This is a genomic window from Psychrobacter sp. UBA2769 (assembly GCF_002352555.1).
GTDB classification, from domain to species: Bacteria; Pseudomonadota; Gammaproteobacteria; order Pseudomonadales; family Moraxellaceae; genus Psychrobacter; species Psychrobacter maritimus.
Genome location: NZ_DEIR01000019.1, coordinates 12,119 through 33,977, shown reverse-complemented (window position 1 = coordinate 33,977; position 21,859 = coordinate 12,119). Strand labels below are relative to the sequence as shown.

Below are 21,859 nucleotides of genomic sequence, written 5' to 3'. Positions count from 1 at the left end.
GGAAATTGACGACAACCAAAAAAGGTCTGACCTTGGCGAGCGCCTTTTTTGGCAACGCGTTAAATCATCTCGCTATTGCACTTAGGGCAATTAGGTATTTGAGCTAAAATAGTTGTTTGGTTTATCGGCTCTGACTCTATAACCTCAAACGGGGTAATAAAAAACTCATCATTATTAAGCAGTTTATTGTTAGTCTGTTCATCGATAAGCTGAGTCCTGATAGACGGCGTAATAGCGATATCAGCAGTCTGCGCCACTTCCGTTTGCCCAGACCATCGCAGTACTTCTCTGCTTTGAAGAGTGGTTTTTTTAGGAGGCTCTTTTACTATTAACTCAGACGCAGGCTGATTAGCTGGTTTAGTCACTGCTTTAGCATTTGGCTTATCACTAGCTTGCTTATTTGATGGGCTATGCTTGTCTTTTAGATAGGCTTTATGCTGTCTATTGGTTTTCCAAGAATTACTAAATCTATTACTTTCAATCTGCTCAATGATAGTTTTAACTTCATCTTCGCTCAATAACTTATCTTGTTTTTTCTTAACGTAAGATGCCATGCCGCTCGTTAATACATGCTCTGGTAACTCATCGCGAGTTTTAAGCTCACACTCGCCAATGAATGCAATCATCGAATGAAAATAATTCAAATCCAGCGCTAACAAATCTGCTAATGTCTTGATATGTAGATAATTCTGCCTGAGCGGGTTTTGAAATTTATACTTACGACCCATGATGACCTGCGTCCACTGTCTTTGCTTCTCATTACCGAATATCCAACCTTTATAGTTTTTGGTTTCGATGACAAAAATGCCATACACAGAAACGATAACATGGTCGATTTGGGTACTGCCACCATTGGCTAATGGCAAAGTGATATTATTCAGGCGATGATAAACGTCTTTTTCAAGTTTTAGCCACATGGCAATGTTGATGACAGTTTCGCCTAAAACACCTTTAAAGCTGGACATTAGCGACATGATTGTTTCTACTATAGAGAGAAATAAATTACTTATTTTAAGCGATACGCCCTTACTAATGCTTACTTTTATAATAACCCATAACTTTAATAATACATTGAAACAGCACAGTTGTAGTACGCTATCGCATTATTATTTAGGCTATAAAGCTCAGTACTACTTTAAAACCACTTTAAAAGTACTTTCAATACTGACGACTTTAATACTACCCTTTGGATCATACGTATGAATACACGCGCCGCTTCTTGGCTTAAAATCACGTTAAGCACCTCTTTATTATTCTCCTTACCGGTAATGGGACTGGCCGCTAATACGATGCCACAAAAGTGGAAGCTAGATGTGCCGAAAACCAGCGCAGATTTTGAGGTCAAATACTTAGGCAAGGCGACCACTGACGGTAAGTTTCGTAAGGTAAATGGGGCGATCAATTATGACGTCAAAAAGCCTGAGAGTACGACCATTAATTTTACCGTGCATACCAATAGTATCGATACCGAGCGCAGGCTACGTGACTCTTTTTTACGCCGTAAGGAGCTGCTCAATACGCAGCAATATCCGACGATGACGTTTGTCTCAAAAAAAATCAAGATGATTACGCCTAAAGAAGCCAGTGTCACGGGCGACTTTACCGCTTTAGGTCAAACCAGACCGTTAACGGTAAGAGTGACTCTATCTGATGTAGAGATTGACCCTGTCACCGCACAACCGACATTAAAGTTTCGCGCGACGGGCATGGTAGATCGCTATAACTATGGAGTGACGGCTTTCCCGAAAATTATTAGCAATATCATCCCGCTTGAGATATCAGGAAAGCTGATTGCTGCTAATTAATTGAGCGACAAAAAAACCTAACTTAGAAGTTCTAAGTTGGGTAGATAACACAATAGATTTTAAGATACTCTTTACAGAAACACCCAATTATTTAGAAACGCTATGATCTGAAAAATCACTCGAAAATCGATTAAATTTTAAAACCATATTTTCTAAAGTTTTTAATACTGCCATATTTGGTCTTCTGCTATGCCAGCTTTGTCTATTTTATTTCTTCTTTTCTGAATTTTGGTATCTATCTTTTCTTGCTTTTTCATCGCCTTTTGGTTGATATCGTCTATCATTCTTTGAATCTTCTTATCTACTTTGTCTTGTTCTTTTTTACGCTGCTTATCTAACTTGGCAAGCTCTTTTTGACGTACCTTGTCTATTTTATCTTGCTCTTTTTGACGCTGCAGATTCAGCTTACTTAGCTTTTTTTGAACCTTTTTGCTTAACGTAATCTCATCTTTCGCTTGTTTTTTAACAGATTTATTCGACATGATAACTCTCCTGAATCATATTATATAAAACACTTAGATACTTGATGGTAAGTCAATCCTCATGTCTAATCAATGTGCCAGTACAAAACAGGTACACGTCCTTGAACACCCTTTAGATTAGCAAACTAGATATAACACTAATAACGGTCCAATATAGAACATTACATTAAGCTTGGTTAGAACCGAGTATTAGCTAATATCAATTATTTCGAAACGCTTTTAAAAGCAGAGCATCGGCAACTATGAAAAGTTTAATTTATTTGAAAATCACAGGGAGCCAAGAGATAAAGAGATTAGCCTCTAGATATAAGTGCTTTAAAAGTAGGGAAATACGCGAGGTATGGGTGAAAATTTTTAAATAATTCATACCCATCTGCTCCCTCAGCAAAAGTTATTTATTGAGCTCGGAAAAAGCAGTGCTCCGTTATTTATTCGTTCCCGAAAGAGTAAAGAATTAATATAGATTTGAAATATTTTTTATTATTAAATAGAGTGGCGTTAGACTTGTCTAATACTCATAGAGAATGACGACAAAGAGTAACCCACATCATGTTCACTAAAAATTTTATAATAATAAATTTTTATAAAAAGTCGATTATATATTGCTATTATCTTAAGAGGAGATAAATTATAATATTTAATTTTTAAGTGGAAAAATTATGGACACTGATGACTTAGCACAACAGCAAGCCTTACAAAAAGAGTTCAACGAATTGGTAATGAGCTTATCCCAGCAGGTAAGCGATAAACATTTACTGGATACGAATAAAAAAATAATTAAAGTTAGCAGTGAAATCGCTAAAAACTTGGCGTCACACGCTACTATGTTGGACGAGGTAAGTCAAAAACATGCTGATATTTTAAACGAAGTTAGCAAAAACCATCTATTCGCTATCAATAAGGGTATAACCAGCCTGAATGAAAATATTCCTTCTCAGTTAGACAGTCAAGGTTTGGCACTACAGTCTATCGAAAAGCACTTATTCCAGCATCATAACGAAATTTCTGACACTATAAATAATGAGTTAGTTAATCATTTAATTACCTATAAACAACAATTAAACACTGAGTTCGCAAAAATAACACAATTTATGGAAACCAAATTTAAGATTAACAACGCAGAAGTGTCTGAATTAAAAATAAATAATCATAAAATCTCCAGCGAGCTCAATCACGCATTAAACAATAAAATAGATAGCGTTGCGCGTACTGTCTTGTATGCAGCTATTGCCGTTATTATTTGTATTGCACTACCCTTGGCATTTCTTATCTATTCTATTGTCATAAGGTAATTAGTCATGTCTAATAAAATATCAGAGCAATCACTAACCGAGCAGTCTCTGCTTGATACTTATCGGCACTCACTAGATAATCTATTAAGAAGTTATCCTACATTGGAGAATGGCTTTGATGTATCTTTAAAGAAAGACTATCGAAAACAAATGAACAAGAATGATGAGCGCTTACAAGAAATTAAGCTAGATTTTTTGAGTTTTCTACAAGAAAAACACAATCACGCCTCTGATATTATTGATAAATTACAGGGTTATACTAACAATACCAACAGTGAAAAATCTGAGTTTGATAAGTTTATAAATGACTCTAAAAGCTTAAGTAGTGAAATACTAGCCACCAAGAATGACATGTTACAGCCTTTTTCATTATATGTTATTGGCGCGGGTAAAGCTGGGAAATCCACACTGATTAATGCATTGGTAGGACAAGATGTCGCTACGGTTGGTGTGCTACCAAAAACATGGAAGGTGGATAGGTTTTTTGATGCAGACACTAAACAAGCAATTATCCATTATAAGGACGGTACTCCGATCAATATAACCAACCAAATAGATGGTCAAAACATAGTACAAGCGGAAGAAAAAAAACGCAAAGATAGTGAAAAGGATATCTTAGCAAAGAGACGCGAGCATTATCGTCTTTATCCAAACCTAACCCTAGAAGAAAAAGAAGGTATTACTCGCAATCTAAATGACCTTTATTTATATCGTTCTAATATCAGACAAATAGAATGGGCTATAGACATTAATAATAATAGTCATTCTATTTTAAATAAATTTTCAATCATAGATACTCCTGGGGTTGGACAAAACCATTCAGGCAAAGATACCATCAATTATGTGGGAGAGGATGTTACGGCATTTAGTCAAGCAGATGGCATGATATGGGTACTTGATGCCACCACCCTAGCCGCAGCAACACCAGAGGCGCTACTTAGGGATTTTGAAGAGACTAGCGACGGCATTACAACAACCAATAAAATCGCCGTCCTCAATAGAATTGACTTAATACGCAGCGCTACAGGCGATGAGGGCGTAAAAAGAGCAGAACAAGCAGCACAAAGACTCTTAGGTAGTTTTTTTACAAAAATCATTCCGTTTTCTGCCAAAGACGCATTTGATGCGATCATACATAGCGATGAGAACAAACTATATCGTAGTGGTTATGATGAGATTTTTGAAGGTGTTAACCATGTTTTCTCAAAGGAAAGTACCAATAGAATATTGCAAAAATCAGACCGATTGAATAAAAACTTAATGTATCGATATGCTAGAGATTTGAGCCCATATGTTGAGCGTTTAGCAGTAGATGAGACATTGCTAAATACCAGCTATCGCTTATTACAAGAGTCACTGCAAGAATTGCAGACAGACTTAGATAATGCCAAGATTAATTTTTTAGATGCCTATAAAACAGAAGTTAAAGCTAATATCGATAACTATGCCGCAAGTTATTTAGACATTGTTGAGGATAGCGAGCGCGATACGTTTTTAAATGAACGTATTTTCAAAATGGATGAGATGCAACAGGAACTCAATCGTTTATTAAATAATAACCAGCAGTATGTTTCTAACTTTATCACTGGGCAAAAAAAATCAAATAATAAAAAATTCAAACGATTTAAACACCTCAGTGAAACGCTCTATCCTATGGCTATAGAGGGGCATGATAAGAAATCCAGTGCTCTTATCATGAATGCTTCCGACATTAACTTTTCTGGCGAAGATGAGACCTCAATGTTGATAGGTGGCGGTTTGGCAGTGGCAGGAATGATTTTATTAGGTCCTATTGGTTTATTAGCAGGAGCTGCAGATGTGTTGTTTGGATTTTCAAAAGGGCGCAAAATCAATGCGGCAAAATCAAAACTGACAAACCACTTGATAGAAAATATCTTAGCGCCATTATCAGAACAAATAGACAGTGTTTTTCAAAAATTACTAGATAATGCAGAAAGTGAAATAAAAGAATCGCTTTTTCAGATATTCAGCCAACTACACTTTGAACCTACACCAAATAACTTCAAGCATGTCAGGCGATTGTCAACACAACTGCAAGAAGAATTAAACCTGCCTTATAAAAATAATCAAAAAATGCCTGATGAAATTATTCAGTTAAAACCTTCTTTATCACTATATTTATTGAGACAAAAAAATGCAAATAAAGCTTCAACAATGGTGCAATGACTTTACAGATTACTTGCAGCAGTCCCCTATAAGAGCTGAGAGCCACGTTCCTAATATGATTAGTCAGGATGCGCTACAAAATATTAAAAAAGTAGAGACTGATTTAGTAAAAATTCAAAAAAACATCCTAACAACCTTGCGCGTGGCCTTAATAGGTGAGGTAAAGGCTGGAAAATCAACATTAATGAACGCTCTTGTGGGTTACAAGGTCTCACCGACAGATATGTTAGAGGCGACGTCTGTTATTTGGGAAGTGGGTTATGACGCTATAGACTCAACGGTAATACAGTTTACGGATGGTGAGTGCAACAACGTTGAACATCAACAAGTCATGAGTATTGTGGGAACAGAAGCTGAAAGTTTACAACAAGCCAAAAAAATTGAAAAAATCATCGTCAAGTCCCATCAGCATAAACTTAGAAACTTGTTATTGTTAGATTCGCCAGGGCTGGCGACTATTACTCAGCAAAACTCAGCGTTAACAAAAAGTATCGCTCTCGAGACTGATTTGGTGGTGTGGGTCGTTAACGGTAATCACCTAGGGCAGGCAGACATCGCTGAAGATATCATAAGTATTGCCCATTTAGGCAAACCTATTATTGCGGTTATTAATAAAATAGATGAAATCGACGAAGACTCTGACGAACTTATTGAATATTTGGACAGCACCTCAGGAGATTATTTGCAGCAGATTTTTGCTCTTTCAGCATTTAAATCGATAGAAAGTAATGGCACTGCTACTGACAACCATTATCAGGCTTTATTCAGTGCTTTTACAGACTATCTACAGATCAAAGTGGATGACAAAGCAAAAACTGTAAAACAAGATAGCATGCGAGACTCTTGCGAAGCTTTAGCCCGTAGAGAGCTGATTGTTCATCAATCCATCATCAGACAAACGCGTGAAAAAATAGAAGCCTTTGATGATTATAGAGATGATTTAAGACGTGATATGGCGCGTATTGATAAATCTTTAACTCTTGAAATGGACAAGAAATACAATGAATTATTGAAGAATAAATCCTTTGAACAAGAGCTTAAAGGCTATATATCAAATACTAATACGCCGATAGACAGTGAGCTTTTAGCTATCATACATCGATATAACGACCCTATAAGTATGTCTATTCAAAAAAGTTACGATAAACATGTCAGTAATGCTTTTGAAATAAACGCTAGTCAAATTATTAATCGCTTCCAGCGCTTTCAATTACTCGAGAGCCAGAAAATGCAAGAGGACATGGAGCGTCATGGTATTGTTGATAATGTTACGAGTCTAATTAGTGGTGTGAGTAGCAGTATTGACAACATGAGTCATATTAAAGATTATGCTGTTAAAGGCGGTACTATTTTGGGTGCTGGTGGAACGGCATTTGCAGGATATGCTGCTATTTTGGGCGCTAACGCATCGGTAGTTACTGTTGGGGCGGCATTGTCTGCCGTTGCCTTGCCCTTGGTAGCGGTCGGAGTCGCGGCAGGTGCAGCTTATGGTTTTTTCAAAATGAAAGATAAAAAAGAAAATGCACTTAATCTACAAACCCATACTATGATGAAGCAAATGGTTGACAACAATAAGCAAGTACTAACTAATACCATTCAAATTGGTCTAGAGAAAAACTTCCGTGAAATGGAAAATTACTATATAGATACTTTTTGTTCAGGGCAAATTTTAACCCAGCAAAAAAAGTTGCTACAGCACTTAGAGGGCTATAATAGTGGACTTTATGCATTTTTGAAAAACTAAACTACTTAATTCTATTTGATAAGTTTCTTATGGTTGGGATGATTAGCATACAACTTTGGTGTATAACACTAAAAAAGCCCTAAGCTACTTTAATTAGCTTAGGGCTTTTTTAGTTAATAACTATTAAATAAGTTTGAATCAGACCAAACTATTTACCGCATCAACCACCGCTTCAGCGGTAATACCAAACTCTTTATAGAGCTGATCTGCTGGCGCTGATTCACCATACGTCGTCATGCCGATGACTTTACCATCTAGGCCAACGAACTTATACCAGTAATCGACATGCGCGGCTTCTACGGCGACGCGAGCGCGGATATTGCTTGGTAATACCGCTTCACGATAGCTAGCATCTTGCTCAACGAAGATTTCTGCACAAAGCATAGAGACGACGCGGACGCCAACGCCATTTGCACTTAACGTCTCATACGCTTGCATAGCAAGGCCAACTTCTGAACCAGTCGCGATGATAATTGCTTTTAGCTCGCCCTGCTCTTTGGCTAGGACATAACCACCTTTAGTGATGTTAGCGACTTGCTCAGCATCACGTGCTTGATGTGGCAAGCTTTGACGGCTAAAGATTAACGCTGATGGGTTATTTTCAGACTTAATCGCTTCGACCCAAGCAGTAGCAGATTCGGTCGCATCACACGGACGCCATGTACGTAGGTTTGGCGTGGTGCGTAGGCTGGTCAATTGCTCAACAGGCTGATGCGTTGGACCATCTTCACCCAGACCAATAGAGTCATGTGTATAAACGTGGATGATACGTTGCTTCATCAATGCGCCCATACGCACCGCATTACGCGCGTACTCCATAAACATTAGGAAGGTTGCCACGTAAGGGATAAAGCCGCCATGCAACGCGATACCATTGGCAATCGCCGTCATACCGAACTCACGCACGCCATAATAGATATAGTTGCCATCAGCATCTTTCTCGATGCCTTTTGCGCCTTTAAATAGCGTTAGGTTCGAGCCTGCTAGATCCGCTGAACCGCCTAACAGCTCTGGCAATAATGGCTGCAAAGTATTGATGGCATTTTGACTGGCTTTACGACTGGCGACATCGCCGCCCTGCTCTTGGGTTTGCTGAATATAGGCTTGTGCTTGGCTATCAAAGTCAGCAGGCAATTCACCATTTAAACGGCGTAATAACTCAGCTGCCAACTCTGGATAAGCCTTTTTATACGCTTCAAAGTCTGCATCCCAGTTCTTTTGTTGTACATCGCCTTTGGCTTTACCGTCCCACGCTTCATAGATTTCGTCATCTAATTCAAATGGTGCATGCTTCCAAGATAGCGCATCACGGGTTAAGACAATTTCGTCATCACCAAGTGGTGCACCATGACTAGCTGCTAAGCCTTGCTTGTTTGGGCTACCCGCGCCAATCGTGGTTTTACAGATGATTAAGCTTGGCTTAGTGGTCTCAGCAATCGCTTGCTCAGTGGCTTGGGTAATTTCATCGGTATCATGACCATCGACTTTGATAACCTGCCAGCCATAGGCTTCGAAACGCGCTTGCGTATCGTCAGTAAACCAGCCTTCGACATTACCATCAATTGAGATGCCATTGTCATCATAAAAGAATACCAACTTGCCCAACCCTAACGTGCCCGCTAGCGAGCAAACTTCATGGCTGATACCTTCCATCAAGCAGCCATCACCCAAGAACGCATAAGTATGATGGTCGACGATGTTATGACCGTCACGGTTGAACTGTGCGGCAAGCGTCTTTTCTGCAATCGCAAAACCAACCGCATTGGCGATACCTTGACCTAGTGGACCAGTTGTCGTTTCAATACCTGGTGTATAACCAAGCTCAGGATGACCTGGAGTTTTTGAATGCAGCTGACGGAAGCCTTTTAGGTCGTCAACGCTGACATCATAACCCGTTAAATGCAGCAATGAGTAAATAAGCATCGAGCCATGACCGTTCGATAATACAAAGCGGTCACGGTTATGCCACTGTGGATCGGCTGGGTTGTGCTTTAAAAACTTACGCCACAAAACTTCAGCAATATCAGCCATGCCCATCGGCGCGCCCGGATGTCCAGAGTTGGCTTTTTGAACCGCATCAAACGACAACACACGGATGGCATTGGCTAATTTACGTTCGCTAATTGGAGCTGGCATAGAGTGTCCTAATATTCAAATGAGAAGTATGGATGACAAGCAAAAAATCAATGAAACAATGAAACAATGAAACAATGAAACAATGAAACAATAGACATGAAACAATAGAATAAGAGTGCGATAAACGCTCTTAAGAATTAGGTGTCTAATTAAACGACAATATTAAATGACAATTTTAACATATTTGCCATAAGCCAAACTAAAAATGCGCTGACAGAAGCGTTTGCATTTAGCAATCACTCCTATCAGTTTTGTTAAACGATAAACAATATTAGATTCCTAACCACAAATTGCCAGTAAAAATAGCCACTCGCAGCTCATAACCATTCATAACAACATTGAATTGCTTAAGCTGATATGGTTTCAACACCGCCCATAAACGGACGCAACACTTCTGGAATGGTAATGCTACCATCGGCGTTTTGGTGATTTTCCATCACTGCCAATAAGGTACGACCAACGGCCAAACCTGAACCATTTAGCGTATGCGCCAGGCTCGTCTGCTTGCCGTCTTTAACGCGCGTGCCCATACGGCGTGCTTGGAAATCACCGCAGTTTGAGCAGCTTGAGATTTCACGATAGGTATCTTGGCTTGGTAACCAGACTTCGATATCATAAGTTTTTTGTGCGGCAAAGCCCATATCACCGGTACATAATTTGACCACGCGGTACGGCAGATTAAGCTGCTGTAAGATATACTCAGCTTGTCCAGTCATTGCCTCAAGTAAGTCATCTGATTGCTCGCTAGTGGCGATATTAACCATCTCAACTTTCTCAAACTGATGCTGACGAATCAGACCACGGGTATCACGACCGTGCGAGCCCGCTTCACTACGGAAACATGGTGTATGGGCAGTGAATTTTAATGGCAACTCTTTGATATCCAAACGCTCACCACGTACCAAGTTGGTCATGGGTACTTCAGCCGTTGGAATCAGATAAAAATCTGTACCTTCGTTATTGGTATGATTGGTCAATTTAAACAAATCATCTTCAAACTTCGGCAATTGACCCGTACCTTTTAGACTCTCAGAGTTCACAATATAAGGCACATAGGTTTCAGTATAGCCGTACTTGATGGTATGGGTATTGAGCATAAACTGAATCAAAGCACGATGCATTTGCGCAAGCTGACCTTTTAACACATTAAAACGGCTACCTGTTAATTTTGCAGCGGCTTCAAAGTCGAGCATACCCAGCGTTTCGCCAATATAAGTATGGTCTTGAATTTCAAAATCAAACGCGCGCGGCGTACCCCATTTGCGCACTTCAACGTTATCATCTTCTGACGTACCAACGGGCACATCTGCTGCTGGGATATTCGGGATTTGCATGGCCGCTTGGCTAATGCGCTCTTGCAAGGTACGCAGCTCGTCTTCAGCGGTCTTAATCTCACCGCTGACACTTTGCATCTCAGCCAATAATTCGCTGGCATCTTCGCCCGATTTTTTTAGCGCACCCACTTGCTTAGCACCCGCATTACGGCGCGATTGCAGCTCTTCAGTTTTGACTTGTAAAGACTTACGTTCGTTTTCAATATTTTGCCAAAACGCCATATCAAGCGTATAACCACGAGTGGCCAGCTGCTGTTGTAAATCCGTTAAATCACCGCGTAAGAGTTTTGGGTCAATCATAATAGTTGCCTGTAGCGCTAAAAGTGAGTAAGAAATGAAAAGAGAAAATAGTAGTTAAGTATAAGTAGCTATGTTAAGTAGCCAAGTAATAGGGTAAAACAAAAAATGGCGCGCAAAGCCTTATAATATCGTTATAAAGCTTCGCAATGACGCCATGTCAATCATAAGAATAAATGATAGCCACTATCATACCAAGACCCAGCAGATTTGACCATGTTTTGGCTATATTTTGCCACAATCTAGCCTGTTTTTTTGCGCCAGCTTTACGGATTAAATAAGCAATAATATGAGCCGCATAATTCTCTTATGAATCAAGTTCTATCATTGACGCTATTATAAATAACGATGCTATCTGAGAAATAACCGGGCTATCCGTCAACATAGCCGCTTATATGTTTCATTTAAGAGCAGTTTTCGGTAAGATAAGCGCATATCTTTATTCTACTTCCAGCCAAGCCCAGCCCAGCATAGTATTACAGCTTCGCTTTGGCGCTTTTCATCCCACGCTTTTAACATACGTATCTGAGAAACCTTTATGGCCCTGTACCCCTACACGCTACAACCTGTCGCCTTAAACTTAACCGAGGCTGAATTTCACCAAGCACAGTATGAGCTATTTGCCAGTGCCAGCCCGTCTTTTGGTCTGTCGAGCATTAAGATGAAAGAGTGGATTATTATGGCAGTCGTTGTCATTTTAGCCCTTGCTGGTTTGGTTTTTTTGACCGGTTACTCGACCATCATTTTTTGGCTCATGCTAGCGTCTGTGGTTATTTATCTATTGGTTCGTACCCTTGGCTTTAAATGGTATGTCAAAAGAGAGTTTGAAAAACAAGTTGCTGACCAAGAAATGCCCGATGAGATGCGTCAAATGAAATTGGGCGTACAAAAGCATGGTCTTGTGATGGCAATGCCAGTCAATCAGCCTGATATGTTTAATAGCAATCAGATGCGCGGCATGCAAATGCGTCCCGGTAGCACTCAGCAAGCAGTTATCCCTTGGACGTCGATTAAAAGTTGGGATGAGACCGATGACTACATCTTTATGATGTTTGAGATGAAAGGTCAGCAAGGCAGCCAAATCGTTCCGAAGCGCTTACAAGCACAGAAGTTTCCAATCGATACGGTACGTCAGCATTTATTAGAAGTCATTCCTGCTAAGGGCTTAAATCCTGAAAACTTGCAACCACCTGCAAAAGTATAAATCAGCTGCTAGGTGGTTAGCATGAAGTATTAACCTTATAGAATAGATTGGATAGCTTGAATTGTATAATATAGACTGAATAGCAAAGACTAAATAATAAAGACACCGTAGTTTAGGTAAATCAATTACAGACTTCGATTAATTGAATTTAACTTGTCATGGTTTCTTTGCTATTATAATAAGCATCAACAGACAAGGTGTAGAAGAGATAAAAATATAGCAGAGATATAATGAGCATAGCAATGCAGGAGATGACTTGCTACACTCTTAGGCTTCTATATTTAACTTAGTGCTCCTATACTCAGATGAGTATGTCGAATACTAAGTCTATAACAATAACCAATCTATTAAATCAACACTCAAACTATAAGGATAATATTATGAGTAATACTAATAATGCGACCAACCAAATCGGTCTAGAAAAATCAGATATGAGCGAAGTGATTGCTAAGCTAAACAGCCTACTATCAAGCTATCATATGTTTTATATTAACGTGCGTGGTTATCATTGGAACGTAAAAGGTGAGCATTTCTTCACATTGCATCCAAAATTTGAAGAGTTATATACCAGCTTACAAGTAGAAATTGATGAAATTGCTGAGCGTATTTTAACCTTAGGTGGCACGCCGCTACATGCATATAGCGACTTTAGCCAACATACCAGCATTCAAGAAGATAAAAACGTGAAAGATGGTAATGCTTGCGTGAAAGGTGTGGTGACTGGTCTACAATCGCTTATCGCTGAGCAGCGTGAGGTTTCAGCACTGGCAGTAGAAAGCGAAGACCAAGGTACAGCAGACTTAGTAGATGATTATGTACAGCAGCAAGAAAAGCTTATTTGGATGTACAACGCTTTTTTAGGCTAATAAGTACTGAAGAATAATTCACCACTAAACTAGCTATGCCTAAAACAGTTTATTATTAAAATAGTCAGTAAGAAAAAAGCACCTAATTAGATTAGGTGCTTTTTTTATGCTTCTTTACCAATCGCTACTTACTGCTCAATCATTTTACTTCTGAATCCACTGACGCATTTTTTCACGCTCAGCTGGAGTCGCTTGTAGCCAAATTTGCATAAACTGATCTAAAGTGTTGGTAGATGAAGCAGCGCTGGTCGTTTGCTTAACGGTAGTAACTGCGCCTGTGCTGACATTGCTTTGAGTGCTGACAGCAGGCTTATCTAAAGCCGCAATCGCACGTTGGTTTTGTAGTTCGGCATCATCAGCACCACCAAACACGCCGCCTAAGGCTTTACCTAAACCTGATAGCAAACCACCTTGATTGCCGCCCAGACTCTGCTGGCTAGCTACTACTGTGTTGTTCTGCTGCACTGCCAGTGTTGGACGCTTAGCATACTCTTTCGCCGCTGCATATTTTTCGGGCTGATTTGGCATGGTAAGACGATAGGTTTGATTGTCCACCAATTCTGCCGTCACACTCACATTACCCGAGCGCAAATAATCGTGCTCATCACGCGGCAAATTGTATAAGCGGTCATATTTAGCGGTAATCGCATGCTGGCCTGGCTCTAAAGTAAAGGATTTCTTTAATGGCTGAAACGCACTTTGCTGGATTTCCTGCCCGTTAATAGCCGTTACTTTGATATGGTCATCAACCAGCAAGGTCACTGCCGCATGCGATAGCATAGAGACTGAGCTAGCAGTGATTAGTAATGTGCCCATCGTCAGTTTTTTTAGCAAAGAAGCGGTTGTTTTCATAAGTTATTCCATGAATAGTAAAGGTAATTTCTAAAATTTCTATAGAAAGATAGCGGTTTATGTTAAAAATCAAGCGGCATAGTATGTTGGTCTTGGTTGGCGACCTCATTATCTACTTGCGTCTCCTGCGCGATATCAGCAAGCTCTGCAGCAAGCGTCTGCTCATCAATCGTGCGCAGCGCATCGCTGATGACCGCCTTGGATATATTACTGCGGCCAAGATTGGAGAACATCGGCTGAATGTAGTTCAGCACCTCCATCATAGAGCCGATACGATGCGGCCCTTCGGTCAGTAGATGATTAATAATACGCTCATCAAACTGCCAACCACGCCGACGTAGGATAGACTGCAACAAAGCTTGACGGTCAGCCAAATCATGACCATTTGGCACTTTAAAGCTTGGCGATTGTGCCAAACGGGTGAGCAAGTCTGTTAGCTGAAACGGCAATTCGGTCGCCGGTTTATTGGAAGCAAACAACAGCTGACGCTGCCCTTCGCGGCTACGATTAATCAGATGAAATAGAGCCTCTTGCCATTGGCTGCTTTGTTCAAGCACCTCTAAATCATCAATCGCAATCAGGGAAAAGTTCTCTAAAGAGGATAGGACATTGACATCGGTATGAATCAGTTCATTCAATGATAGACAAATCGCTGATTTATCCATCTCAATAAACGACTCACAAACGGCGGATAATAAGTGCGACTTGCCCGTCTCGGGGCTGCCAAATAGGTACAGCTGGCCAATCAGGCCGACATGTAGCTGCCGCACTGCATCGATAATAGACATCCAACCCGGACCGGCAAAGTCGCTGAGACTCGCATCATGCTTAATGTCTAGATTGAGACTTAGCTGTGCTTCTGCCATGAATCATCAACTCGGTTTGCGTAGCGCAATCACTAAAAAGGCTAAACGACTAATATTCTTTAAACTGGCTTTGCTAACTTTTACATTTATCAAAGCCAACCTAGTAACGGTCAATACCGTTAATACTGCGCCTATATATAACATATTTGCAAAATGACTGACAAGTCTTTTACCCATTAAGCTCAATCAATCCACCTTTATCCACTTTATAAGTGAATACCGACTCCTAATCGCGCTATAAAATTATTAGGCAATTGATGTGACTAGAGCCATAAAATGCTTATTTCTCGCGAAGTTATTTTTTAACCTATTCTTTATCATTTTACTTTTTATCAAATAAGGCCAATTGTTTACGACCTTTATAAAAGTCCGTCGATTGGTAATAAGCGTACAGATGACGAAATAAAACATTAAGGACAGCGGACACTGGCAGCGCAATAAGCATACCAACAAAGCCCAATAAGCTTGCCCCTGCCAATACCGCAAAGATAACCCATAACGGTGACAGACCAATTTTATCGCCTAACAATAATGGCTGCAAGATATAGCCTTCAGCGGCCTGCCCGACTAAGAAAGCACCAACGATTAAAGACAAATACGTCCAGTTTAAGCCAAACTGGAATAGGCAAGCGATGATCGCCGCAATAAAGCCAATACCAAAGCCCAAATACGGCACAAAGCTGGCAACACCAGCAACCATACCGATAATCAACCCAAGCTCAAGCCCAATAAGCTGCAACTGTACTGCATAAATAGCGCCTAGTAGCACCATTACCAACAGCTGACCTTTGATAAAGGCCATCAGCGCCCGATCACACTCTTGAGCAATGCCGATTACTTTTTTGCAATAAGGGGCTGGAATCGCCATCTTCCAAGTTTGCAGGCGCTGATCCCAATTAAATAAAAAATAAAAGGTCAAAATCGGTACCAATACAATCAGCCCAGCGTTATTGATAAAATTCATACTAGACGTCAATATTTGGCTCATCATGCTGCTGGCATCAGCGAACTTATAATTGGTCTGCATATAATCGACCAAGGTATCAGAAAAACCTTTGGCTTCTAGTTCTGGCAGACGAATACGGCTGTTATTAATAAACCATTCACGCACCACTTGGTTATACCAGTTTAGCACCTTGGGCAAATACTCCCACGCTGCTTGCAGCTGATGCCATAAGGTCGGTATCAACCACCAAAGCAGCAGCACCATGCCAAGCGTAATCGTCGAATAAACAATGATAATGGCTATCCAACGCTTGATATATTTTGATAAGCGCTTAACCAGCGGATTGAATAGATAAGCCAATACAAAAGCCACAACAAATGGCACGATGACCGGCGTCATCAAATACAATAAAAATACCGCCACAACAATAGCAACGACGATGAATAGGCGTCGAAAAAAAGGGTCTATTGGTTGGTTTATCATGAAGGGTAACCCTACGATTAAGTCAATGTAAAATGCTGGCTTATGATGGTTTTTTAGCTGAATTAGGTAGCCGATAGCTTTATATTTATAATGGTATTTATCATTGTCATGACAGTAAGTTTTGCCGACAACTTTGGCGTTCTATTATCGCAGAGTACAACAAAAAATCAGTCATTTTTTGTTTCTTAAATTTTTATTACGCTCTATTTAGCCTTTATTACCACTCTTCGTTAAATATCGGCCAAATATTGGTAAGTTGCTTTGCGAGAGGGGGTCGTTTTTGGGTATAATGCGCGCACTATCTGCAAAATTAACACGACCGATCCGCTTTTCTACTGACAGACCTTCATTCCCTATAAAATTTGTGAGATGACCATGAGTAACAAGCCTTCTTTAAGCTACAAAGATGCTGGCGTTGATATTGATGCTGGCGATGCGTTGGTACAACGTATTAAATCAGTGGCAAAAGCCACCTCTCGTCCTGAGGTTGTGGGCGGACTTGGCGGTTTTGGGGCGCTTTGTCGTATTCCGACTGGTTACACCTCACCGTTATTGGTTTCGGGCACTGACGGTGTCGGCACCAAGCTTAAACTGGCATTACAACTAAACCGCCATGACACCATCGGTATCGACTTGGTCGCCATGTGCGTCAATGATTTATTGGTGTGCGGTGCGGAGCCATTATTTTTCTTAGACTATTATGCAACTGGTAAGCTTGATGTAGACGTAGCAGCGACTGTTGTTACTAGTATTGGCGAAGGTTGTAAACTATCAAATTGCGCGCTTATCGGCGGCGAAACGGCTGAGATGCCAGGCATGTATCAAGACGACGATTATGACCTAGCGGGATTCTGCGTCGGTGTGGTTGAAGAAGCGGAAGTCATCACTGGCGAAAACGTCGCTGAAGGCGATGTATTAATCGCTCTTGCTTCAAGTGGCGCGCATTCTAATGGCTACTCATTGGTGCGTAAAGTCATCGAAGTCAGCGGTATTGATGTGACTACTAGTGATGAGCAATTAGACGGTCAGCCTATTCAAGATGCGCTGATGGCACCTACTCGCATTTATGTTAAAGCCATTAAAGCGTTGCAAGATACCCTTGGTAGCTCAGCCTTACATGCGATGTCACATATCACTGGTGGCGGCTTAACCGACAACCTACCGCGTGTATTACCAGACCATCTGGCTGCTAGCATCGATACCAGCAGCTGGAAGTTCTCAGAGCTATTCACTTGGTTACAAACCCAAGGTAATATCGAGCAAAGTGAGATGTACCGCACCTTTAACTGCGGCGTTGGTTTCGTCATCGTGGTGCCTAAAGATAAAGCAGAAACTGCTATCAAAACGTTAAATGATGCGGGCGAAAACGCTTGGAAATTGGGTGAAATGGTTAGCCGTGAAGCGGACGCCGTGGTGTACCGTTAATGCCAGACGATAATCTAAAAAGTATTGCAAAAAAATCAGCTAAGCCGTTACGCGTCACTGTTTTGGTATCTGGTAGTGGTAGCAACCTGCAAGTCTTGATTCATGCCATGCAAGCTGGCGCGCTACCGATTGAGATTGTTGGTGTTATCAGTAACCGTGAAGATGCTTATGCCATCACACGTGCCAATGACGCCGCTATTCCCGTTGCGGTCTTATCTCACGTTGCTAGCGGCAAACGCATGGGTATCAAAACCTTTGAAACTCATGCCAGCGCGCAGCTGAGCGCTTGGCAGCCTGATTTGATTGTCTTAGCAGGATTTATGCGGGTTTTAAGTAGCTCATTTATCGATAATGCGCCTGCGCCCATGATTAATCTACACCCTGCTCTACTGCCTGCTTATAAGGGTCTAGATACCCATCAGCGCGCCATACAAGCGGGTGAACGCCATCATGGCTGTAGTATCCATGTGGTTACCGCTGAGCTTGATGCCGGCGCTGTTTTGACCCAAGCGCTGCTTGAAGTCAATCAAAAAGACACTGCTGATAGCCTGCAAGCACGCGTACAAAAAAGTGAACATCAACTGCTACCGTGGACGATATTACTCATTGCTAACGATATTATTGACTTAAATAATCCGCATGATGATGATGCTGAATTATCTTGCTTACCAGCTTTACCTTTAAAGCTATGGTTAAATGACTAAGGCTTGAAGTCTATTTATATATTTTAAAAAAGCAGAATCCGTAATTGGTTCTGCTTTTTTTATGTGCTTAAACAACAAGGTGTTTATAGCAAATTGCTAGCAAAAAAATACCCCGTTACGGAATAACGAGGTATTTAGAAAACTAGGATTTTAACAAACTAAGCATTTAAAAAACGAAGCTTAAAACATTCTAATAATTAAACAGGCTTTTTACCAACCACGTGTACAGCTTTGATATTCACGAACTCTTTGATACCAAAGCCACCATGTTCACGACCATAACCTGAGTCTTTAACTCCACCAAATGGCAAGCCTGGATTGACTAAGTTATAACCATTGATATAAACCATACCCGTGTCAAAATGCTGCTGCGCTAAATTAATCGCCTTCTCTTCATCTTTTGAGAAGATAGCACCGCCCAGTCCATAACGACTGTCATTGGCAATTCGGAACGCATCATCTTGGTCTTTGGCACGAATAAGCGCGGCAACAGGACCAAATAACTCATCTTTATAAGCAGGTTGATCTGGCTTGATATTTTCCAGAATCGTTGGTGGATAAAAAGAACCCGGCTTATCAGGTACTTCACCGCCCAAGGTAATGGTTGCGCCTTTGCTGACACTTTCTTGCACTTGTTTATGCAACTCATCACGCTGCTTGCTGCTTGACATCGGACCTACGTCAGTCGATTCTTCCATTGGATCGCCGATTTGATAGCCTTTAAACTTCTCAATAACCAAATCACGGAATTTGTCATAAACGCTATCGACGACCACAAAACGCTTAGCTGCGATGCAAGTCTCACCATTGTTATATAAGCGCGCATGGGCACAAGTAGTGGCTGCTAAGTCTAAGTCGGCGTCTTCTAATACGATAAAGGCATCGTTTGAACCAAGTTCCATAACGGTCTTTTTCAGCACTTTTGCCGCTTGCTGCGCTACCACTCGACCAGCGACATCACTACCCGTTAAGGTGACACCACGTACTTTTTCGTGCTCAATGACTTTTTCGGACTGATCATGGCTAATGATGAGGGTACGGAATAAATCATTTGGCAAATCAGACTCATGCATGATTTTTTCAATCAACAAACCTGAGCCTGTTACGTTTGAGGCGTGCTTAAGCAAGATGCTATTACCGGCCATTAAGTTAGCAATGGTATAGCGGAATACTTGATACGCGGGAAAGTTCCATGGCTGGATACCATAGATAATACCGATAGGATTGTAGCTGATTAAACCTTTTTTGATACCTTCGATATCGCGCTCATCATCCGCTAGAGCGGCAATTCCTTCACCAGCAGTGAAATCACAAATCGCTTTACATAGATCTACTTCACCTAAGCTCGCCTCCAAGGTCTTACCGCGCTCCTCGGTCATCAGCTTCGCAAGCTCTTCTTTATATTTCATCAGCGTCTCGCCAATGGAATTAATCACTTTAGCGCGCTCATCGGCACTAACCAAACGCCATTCTGAAAAGGCTTTATGCGAGGCATCGATAATTTTATTAACTTCATCGCTGCTCATATAAGTATAGTTTTTAATGTCTTTACCCGTCGCTGGGTTCACAGTGGTAATATCTGCCATGATAATTATCCTTATTTATTTGATTATTATGTAATAAATGATTGATAAAAGGTTCTTTTTAAGAACCTTTTATCAATAAATGACTCAATATGATTACTGTATATAACTACTATTTAAGTCTTTATGCTAGATAAATAACAATATTGAGAGATGAACAAGCCACTTCACATTGAGATAGCTGTATTGATTGAGATAGCTGTATTAAGAGATATGTAGTTGAAGGCGCTAACGATTAGCTCATATTTCTTAACAATGCTTGTGGCAATTGTCTTTTTACTTAATGTCCATCTATCATAACAAAAGGATTTGACCATAGTTTTACAAGTTATGAAGAAGTGTGGATGAGATGTTAACAGTGTGTCATTGATAAATGTCATGCAAACTTTGCTGTAGATAAATAGCTTGAACCAAATCAATACAGCCTGAGTGTCTAATGGGCATAAAAAAACCAGCACATAAGAGATGGGCTGGTTTTATTCATTTATTAAATGCTATTTTTATTATTAGTGTATTAAAACAAATGATTAATAATCGGTATTTCTTGCGGTGGATTGTCTTCTTCATCGACGATTTGACGGGCCACATGCATGATAAGTTGGCGTAACCAGCGATGGGCTGGATGATGTTGCAATAAGGGCGACCACGCCATGGTCAGCTCAAACTCAGGGATAAAAAATGGCGGCTCTTCCATTTTAATACTGTCATTATTGGCTTGCATTTTTGCCACCCGCGTCGGCAAAGTCGCAATCAAATCTTTATTGGCTGCAAGCATGGCGGGCATTTGGTAATGGCGGGTAAAAACACTGATTTGGCGTTTTTGACCTAAGCGTTGTAGCGCCTGATCGATAGAACCAAGTCCGCCAGATTTTTCTGGATTGACGCCAAAGCCCACACCCATACCCGTTTTAGATACCCAAACATGCTGCGCTTTTAGATAATTTTTTAGATTAAAGCGGTTGGCATAAGGGCTTTCTGACGACAATAAACAGCTAAAGGTATCGCGCCAAACCAAAACTTGATGGAAGCTTTGTGGAATCTCATTAAAGCGGTTAATCGCCAAATCAACCCGACCCTGCTCCATATCACGATATGAGACGTCAGACGGCGTCAAGAAATCCAAAATGACATTGGGCGCTTCAGAACGCAGTGCTTTGACCAGTTTTGGCACCAAAGTCGCCTCAGCATAGTCTGAGGTCATAATACGGAAAACGCGCGAGGTACTATAAGGGCGAAACTCGGTACGCGGCTCGAGGACTTGGGTCAAATCGGCAAGTATCTCACGAATACGCGGCTGCAGCTCAAGTGCGCGCTCAGTTGGCGTCATGCCTTCTGATGAACGTACCAACAATGGATCATTAAACAATTTGCGTAAGCGCCTTAGAATATTACTCATCGCAGGCTGGGTAATGCCAAGCTGCTCAGCAGCACGTGTGACGTTTTTTTCACGAAGCAGCACATCTAAATGCACCAATAAATTCAAATCAACCCGCTGCAAATTCATATATTTTTCTCTTTGCCTTAGAATAAATACCACAATAAGCTTGAGCAAGCTTGGCATTTTTCGCGCTGTTATTTTAACTAAAGCTGTCATAACAGCATAATATAACTATATTTTTTATTAAACTTTTCTAGAATATGCTTATTATAACT

The 21,859-nt window shown here is 40.7% G+C and carries 17 protein-coding genes; 8 read left to right on the top strand and 9 right to left on the bottom strand.

Features of this window, described 5'->3' with window-relative positions:
• Positions 1–59: 59 nt before the first annotated feature.
• Entirely contained in the window at positions 60–974 is a 915-nt protein-coding gene (locus tag B3Q63_RS08785; protein ID WP_296175801.1) for a nuclease-related domain-containing protein, read from the bottom strand.
• Positions 975–1,199: 225 nt separating this feature from the next.
• Between B3Q63_RS08785 and B3Q63_RS08780 the strand changes: the two genes are divergently transcribed.
• Positions 1,200–1,805: a YceI family protein gene (locus tag B3Q63_RS08780; RefSeq protein WP_201628107.1), complete on the top strand. Its 606-nt coding sequence runs from the start codon at positions 1,200–1,202 to the stop codon at positions 1,803–1,805.
• A 161-nt stretch (positions 1,806–1,966) separates the two neighbouring features.
• Here B3Q63_RS08780 and B3Q63_RS08775 read toward each other — a convergent pair whose 3' ends face one another.
• Positions 1,967–2,287 (bottom strand): hypothetical protein, encoded by a 321-nt coding sequence (locus B3Q63_RS08775; protein ID WP_201625468.1) that lies wholly within the window; start codon positions 2,285–2,287, stop codon positions 1,967–1,969.
• A gap of 659 nt (positions 2,288–2,946) precedes the next feature.
• Here B3Q63_RS08775 and B3Q63_RS08770 point away from each other — a divergent pair.
• From B3Q63_RS08770 to B3Q63_RS08760, 3 genes are read left to right on the top strand one after another with little or no spacing between them, the layout of a single operon-like run.
• Positions 2,947–3,579 (top strand): hypothetical protein, encoded by a 633-nt coding sequence (locus tag B3Q63_RS08770; RefSeq protein WP_296175795.1) that lies wholly within the window; start codon positions 2,947–2,949, stop codon positions 3,577–3,579.
• 6 nt (positions 3,580–3,585) lie between these two features.
• Positions 3,586–5,766, top strand: coding sequence for a dynamin family protein (locus tag B3Q63_RS08765; RefSeq protein WP_296175793.1), 2,181 nt, complete (start codon positions 3,586–3,588; stop codon positions 5,764–5,766).
• Positions 5,735–7,510, top strand: a complete 1,776-nt coding sequence (locus B3Q63_RS08760; RefSeq protein ID WP_296175791.1) for a dynamin family protein — start codon at positions 5,735–5,737, stop codon at positions 7,508–7,510. Before B3Q63_RS08765 ends, B3Q63_RS08760 begins: the two co-directional genes overlap by 32 nt.
• 138 nt (positions 7,511–7,648) lie before the next feature.
• On the opposite strand, the gene tkt is transcribed toward B3Q63_RS08760, so the two are convergent.
• A complete protein-coding gene (gene tkt / locus B3Q63_RS08755) occupies positions 7,649–9,646 on the bottom strand; it encodes a transketolase (RefSeq protein WP_296175790.1) in 1,998 nt (665 codons plus the stop codon).
• Positions 9,647–9,993: 347 nt separating this feature from the next.
• Entirely contained in the window at positions 9,994–11,280 is a 1,287-nt protein-coding gene (gene serS, locus B3Q63_RS08750; protein ID WP_201565227.1) for a serine--tRNA ligase, read from the bottom strand.
• Positions 11,281–11,815: 535 nt separating this feature from the next.
• Between serS and B3Q63_RS08745 the strand changes: the two genes are divergently transcribed.
• Entirely contained in the window at positions 11,816–12,481 is a 666-nt protein-coding gene (locus tag B3Q63_RS08745; protein WP_201565228.1) for a YcxB family protein, read from the top strand.
• Between the two features lie 380 nt (positions 12,482–12,861).
• Entirely contained in the window at positions 12,862–13,347 is a 486-nt protein-coding gene (locus tag B3Q63_RS08740; RefSeq protein WP_201625465.1) for a Dps family protein, read from the top strand.
• 144 nt (positions 13,348–13,491) lie between these two features.
• On the opposite strand, the gene B3Q63_RS08735 is transcribed toward B3Q63_RS08740, so the two are convergent.
• The 3 genes from B3Q63_RS08735 to B3Q63_RS08725 form a co-directional block, all read right to left on the bottom strand.
• On the bottom strand, positions 13,492–14,199 hold the full coding sequence (locus B3Q63_RS08735; protein WP_296175787.1) for a DUF2057 family protein: 708 nt from the start codon (positions 14,197–14,199) through the stop codon (positions 13,492–13,494).
• 62 nt (positions 14,200–14,261) lie between these two features.
• Positions 14,262–15,065: a DnaA regulatory inactivator Hda gene (gene hda / locus B3Q63_RS08730; protein WP_201625464.1), complete on the bottom strand. Its 804-nt coding sequence runs from the start codon at positions 15,063–15,065 to the stop codon at positions 14,262–14,264.
• 322 nt (positions 15,066–15,387) lie between these two features.
• Entirely contained in the window at positions 15,388–16,494 is a 1,107-nt protein-coding gene (locus B3Q63_RS08725) for an AI-2E family transporter (RefSeq protein ID WP_201625463.1), read from the bottom strand.
• A 375-nt stretch (positions 16,495–16,869) separates the two neighbouring features.
• Here B3Q63_RS08725 and purM point away from each other — a divergent pair, with 375 nt between their 5' ends.
• Both purM and purN read left to right on the top strand, forming a co-directional pair.
• On the top strand, positions 16,870–17,919 hold the full coding sequence (gene purM / locus B3Q63_RS08720; RefSeq protein ID WP_296175782.1) for a phosphoribosylformylglycinamidine cyclo-ligase: 1,050 nt from the start codon (positions 16,870–16,872) through the stop codon (positions 17,917–17,919).
• Positions 17,919–18,623, top strand: a complete 705-nt coding sequence (gene purN, locus B3Q63_RS08715) for a phosphoribosylglycinamide formyltransferase (protein ID WP_296175781.1) — start codon at positions 17,919–17,921, stop codon at positions 18,621–18,623. The genes purM and purN overlap by 1 nt, the downstream gene beginning before the upstream one ends.
• 197 nt (positions 18,624–18,820) lie before the next feature.
• Here the strand turns inward: purN and B3Q63_RS08710 are convergent, their stop codons facing one another.
• Together B3Q63_RS08710 and B3Q63_RS08705 are read right to left on the bottom strand one after the other, a co-directional pair.
• Positions 18,821–20,209: an NAD-dependent succinate-semialdehyde dehydrogenase gene (locus B3Q63_RS08710; protein WP_201628113.1), complete on the bottom strand. Its 1,389-nt coding sequence runs from the start codon at positions 20,207–20,209 to the stop codon at positions 18,821–18,823.
• Between the two features lie 511 nt (positions 20,210–20,720).
• Positions 20,721–21,710, bottom strand: a complete 990-nt coding sequence (locus B3Q63_RS08705) for a LysR family transcriptional regulator (RefSeq protein ID WP_201563060.1) — start codon at positions 21,708–21,710, stop codon at positions 20,721–20,723.
• Between the last annotated feature and the right edge of the window lie 149 nt (positions 21,711–21,859).

Bases quoted from the DNA above. Each gene is read 5' to 3' on its own strand.
- B3Q63_RS08780 (WP_201628107.1), top strand. From the start codon at position 1,200: ATGAATACACGCGCCGCTTCTTGGCTTAAAATCACGTTAAGCACCTCT.
- B3Q63_RS08740 (WP_201625465.1), top strand. From the start codon at position 12,862: ATGAGTAATACTAATAATGCGACCAACCAAATCGGTCTAGAAAAATCA.
- B3Q63_RS08785 (WP_296175801.1), bottom strand. From the start codon at position 974: ATGTCGCTAATGTCCAGCTTTAAAGGTGTTTTAGGCGAAACTGTCATC.
- B3Q63_RS08760 (WP_296175791.1), top strand. From the start codon at position 5,735: ATGCAAATAAAGCTTCAACAATGGTGCAATGACTTTACAGATTACTTG.
- B3Q63_RS08735 (WP_296175787.1), bottom strand. From the start codon at position 14,199: ATGAAAACAACCGCTTCTTTGCTAAAAAAACTGACGATGGGCACATTA.
- tkt (WP_296175790.1), bottom strand. From the start codon at position 9,646: ATGCCAGCTCCAATTAGCGAACGTAAATTAGCCAATGCCATCCGTGTG.
- B3Q63_RS08775 (WP_201625468.1), bottom strand. From the start codon at position 2,287: ATGTCGAATAAATCTGTTAAAAAACAAGCGAAAGATGAGATTACGTTA.
- hda (WP_201625464.1), bottom strand. From the start codon at position 15,065: ATGGCAGAAGCACAGCTAAGTCTCAATCTAGACATTAAGCATGATGCG.
- purM (WP_296175782.1), top strand. From the start codon at position 16,870: ATGAGTAACAAGCCTTCTTTAAGCTACAAAGATGCTGGCGTTGATATT.
- serS (WP_201565227.1), bottom strand. From the start codon at position 11,280: ATGATTGACCCAAAACTCTTACGCGGTGATTTAACGGATTTACAACAG.
- purN (WP_296175781.1), top strand. From the start codon at position 17,919: ATGCCAGACGATAATCTAAAAAGTATTGCAAAAAAATCAGCTAAGCCG.
- B3Q63_RS08745 (WP_201565228.1), top strand. From the start codon at position 11,816: ATGGCCCTGTACCCCTACACGCTACAACCTGTCGCCTTAAACTTAACC.
- B3Q63_RS08705 (WP_201563060.1), bottom strand. From the start codon at position 21,710: ATGAATTTGCAGCGGGTTGATTTGAATTTATTGGTGCATTTAGATGTG.
- B3Q63_RS08725 (WP_201625463.1), bottom strand. From the start codon at position 16,494: ATGATAAACCAACCAATAGACCCTTTTTTTCGACGCCTATTCATCGTC.
- B3Q63_RS08770 (WP_296175795.1), top strand. From the start codon at position 2,947: ATGGACACTGATGACTTAGCACAACAGCAAGCCTTACAAAAAGAGTTC.
- B3Q63_RS08765 (WP_296175793.1), top strand. From the start codon at position 3,586: ATGTCTAATAAAATATCAGAGCAATCACTAACCGAGCAGTCTCTGCTT.
- B3Q63_RS08710 (WP_201628113.1), bottom strand. From the start codon at position 20,209: ATGGCAGATATTACCACTGTGAACCCAGCGACGGGTAAAGACATTAAA.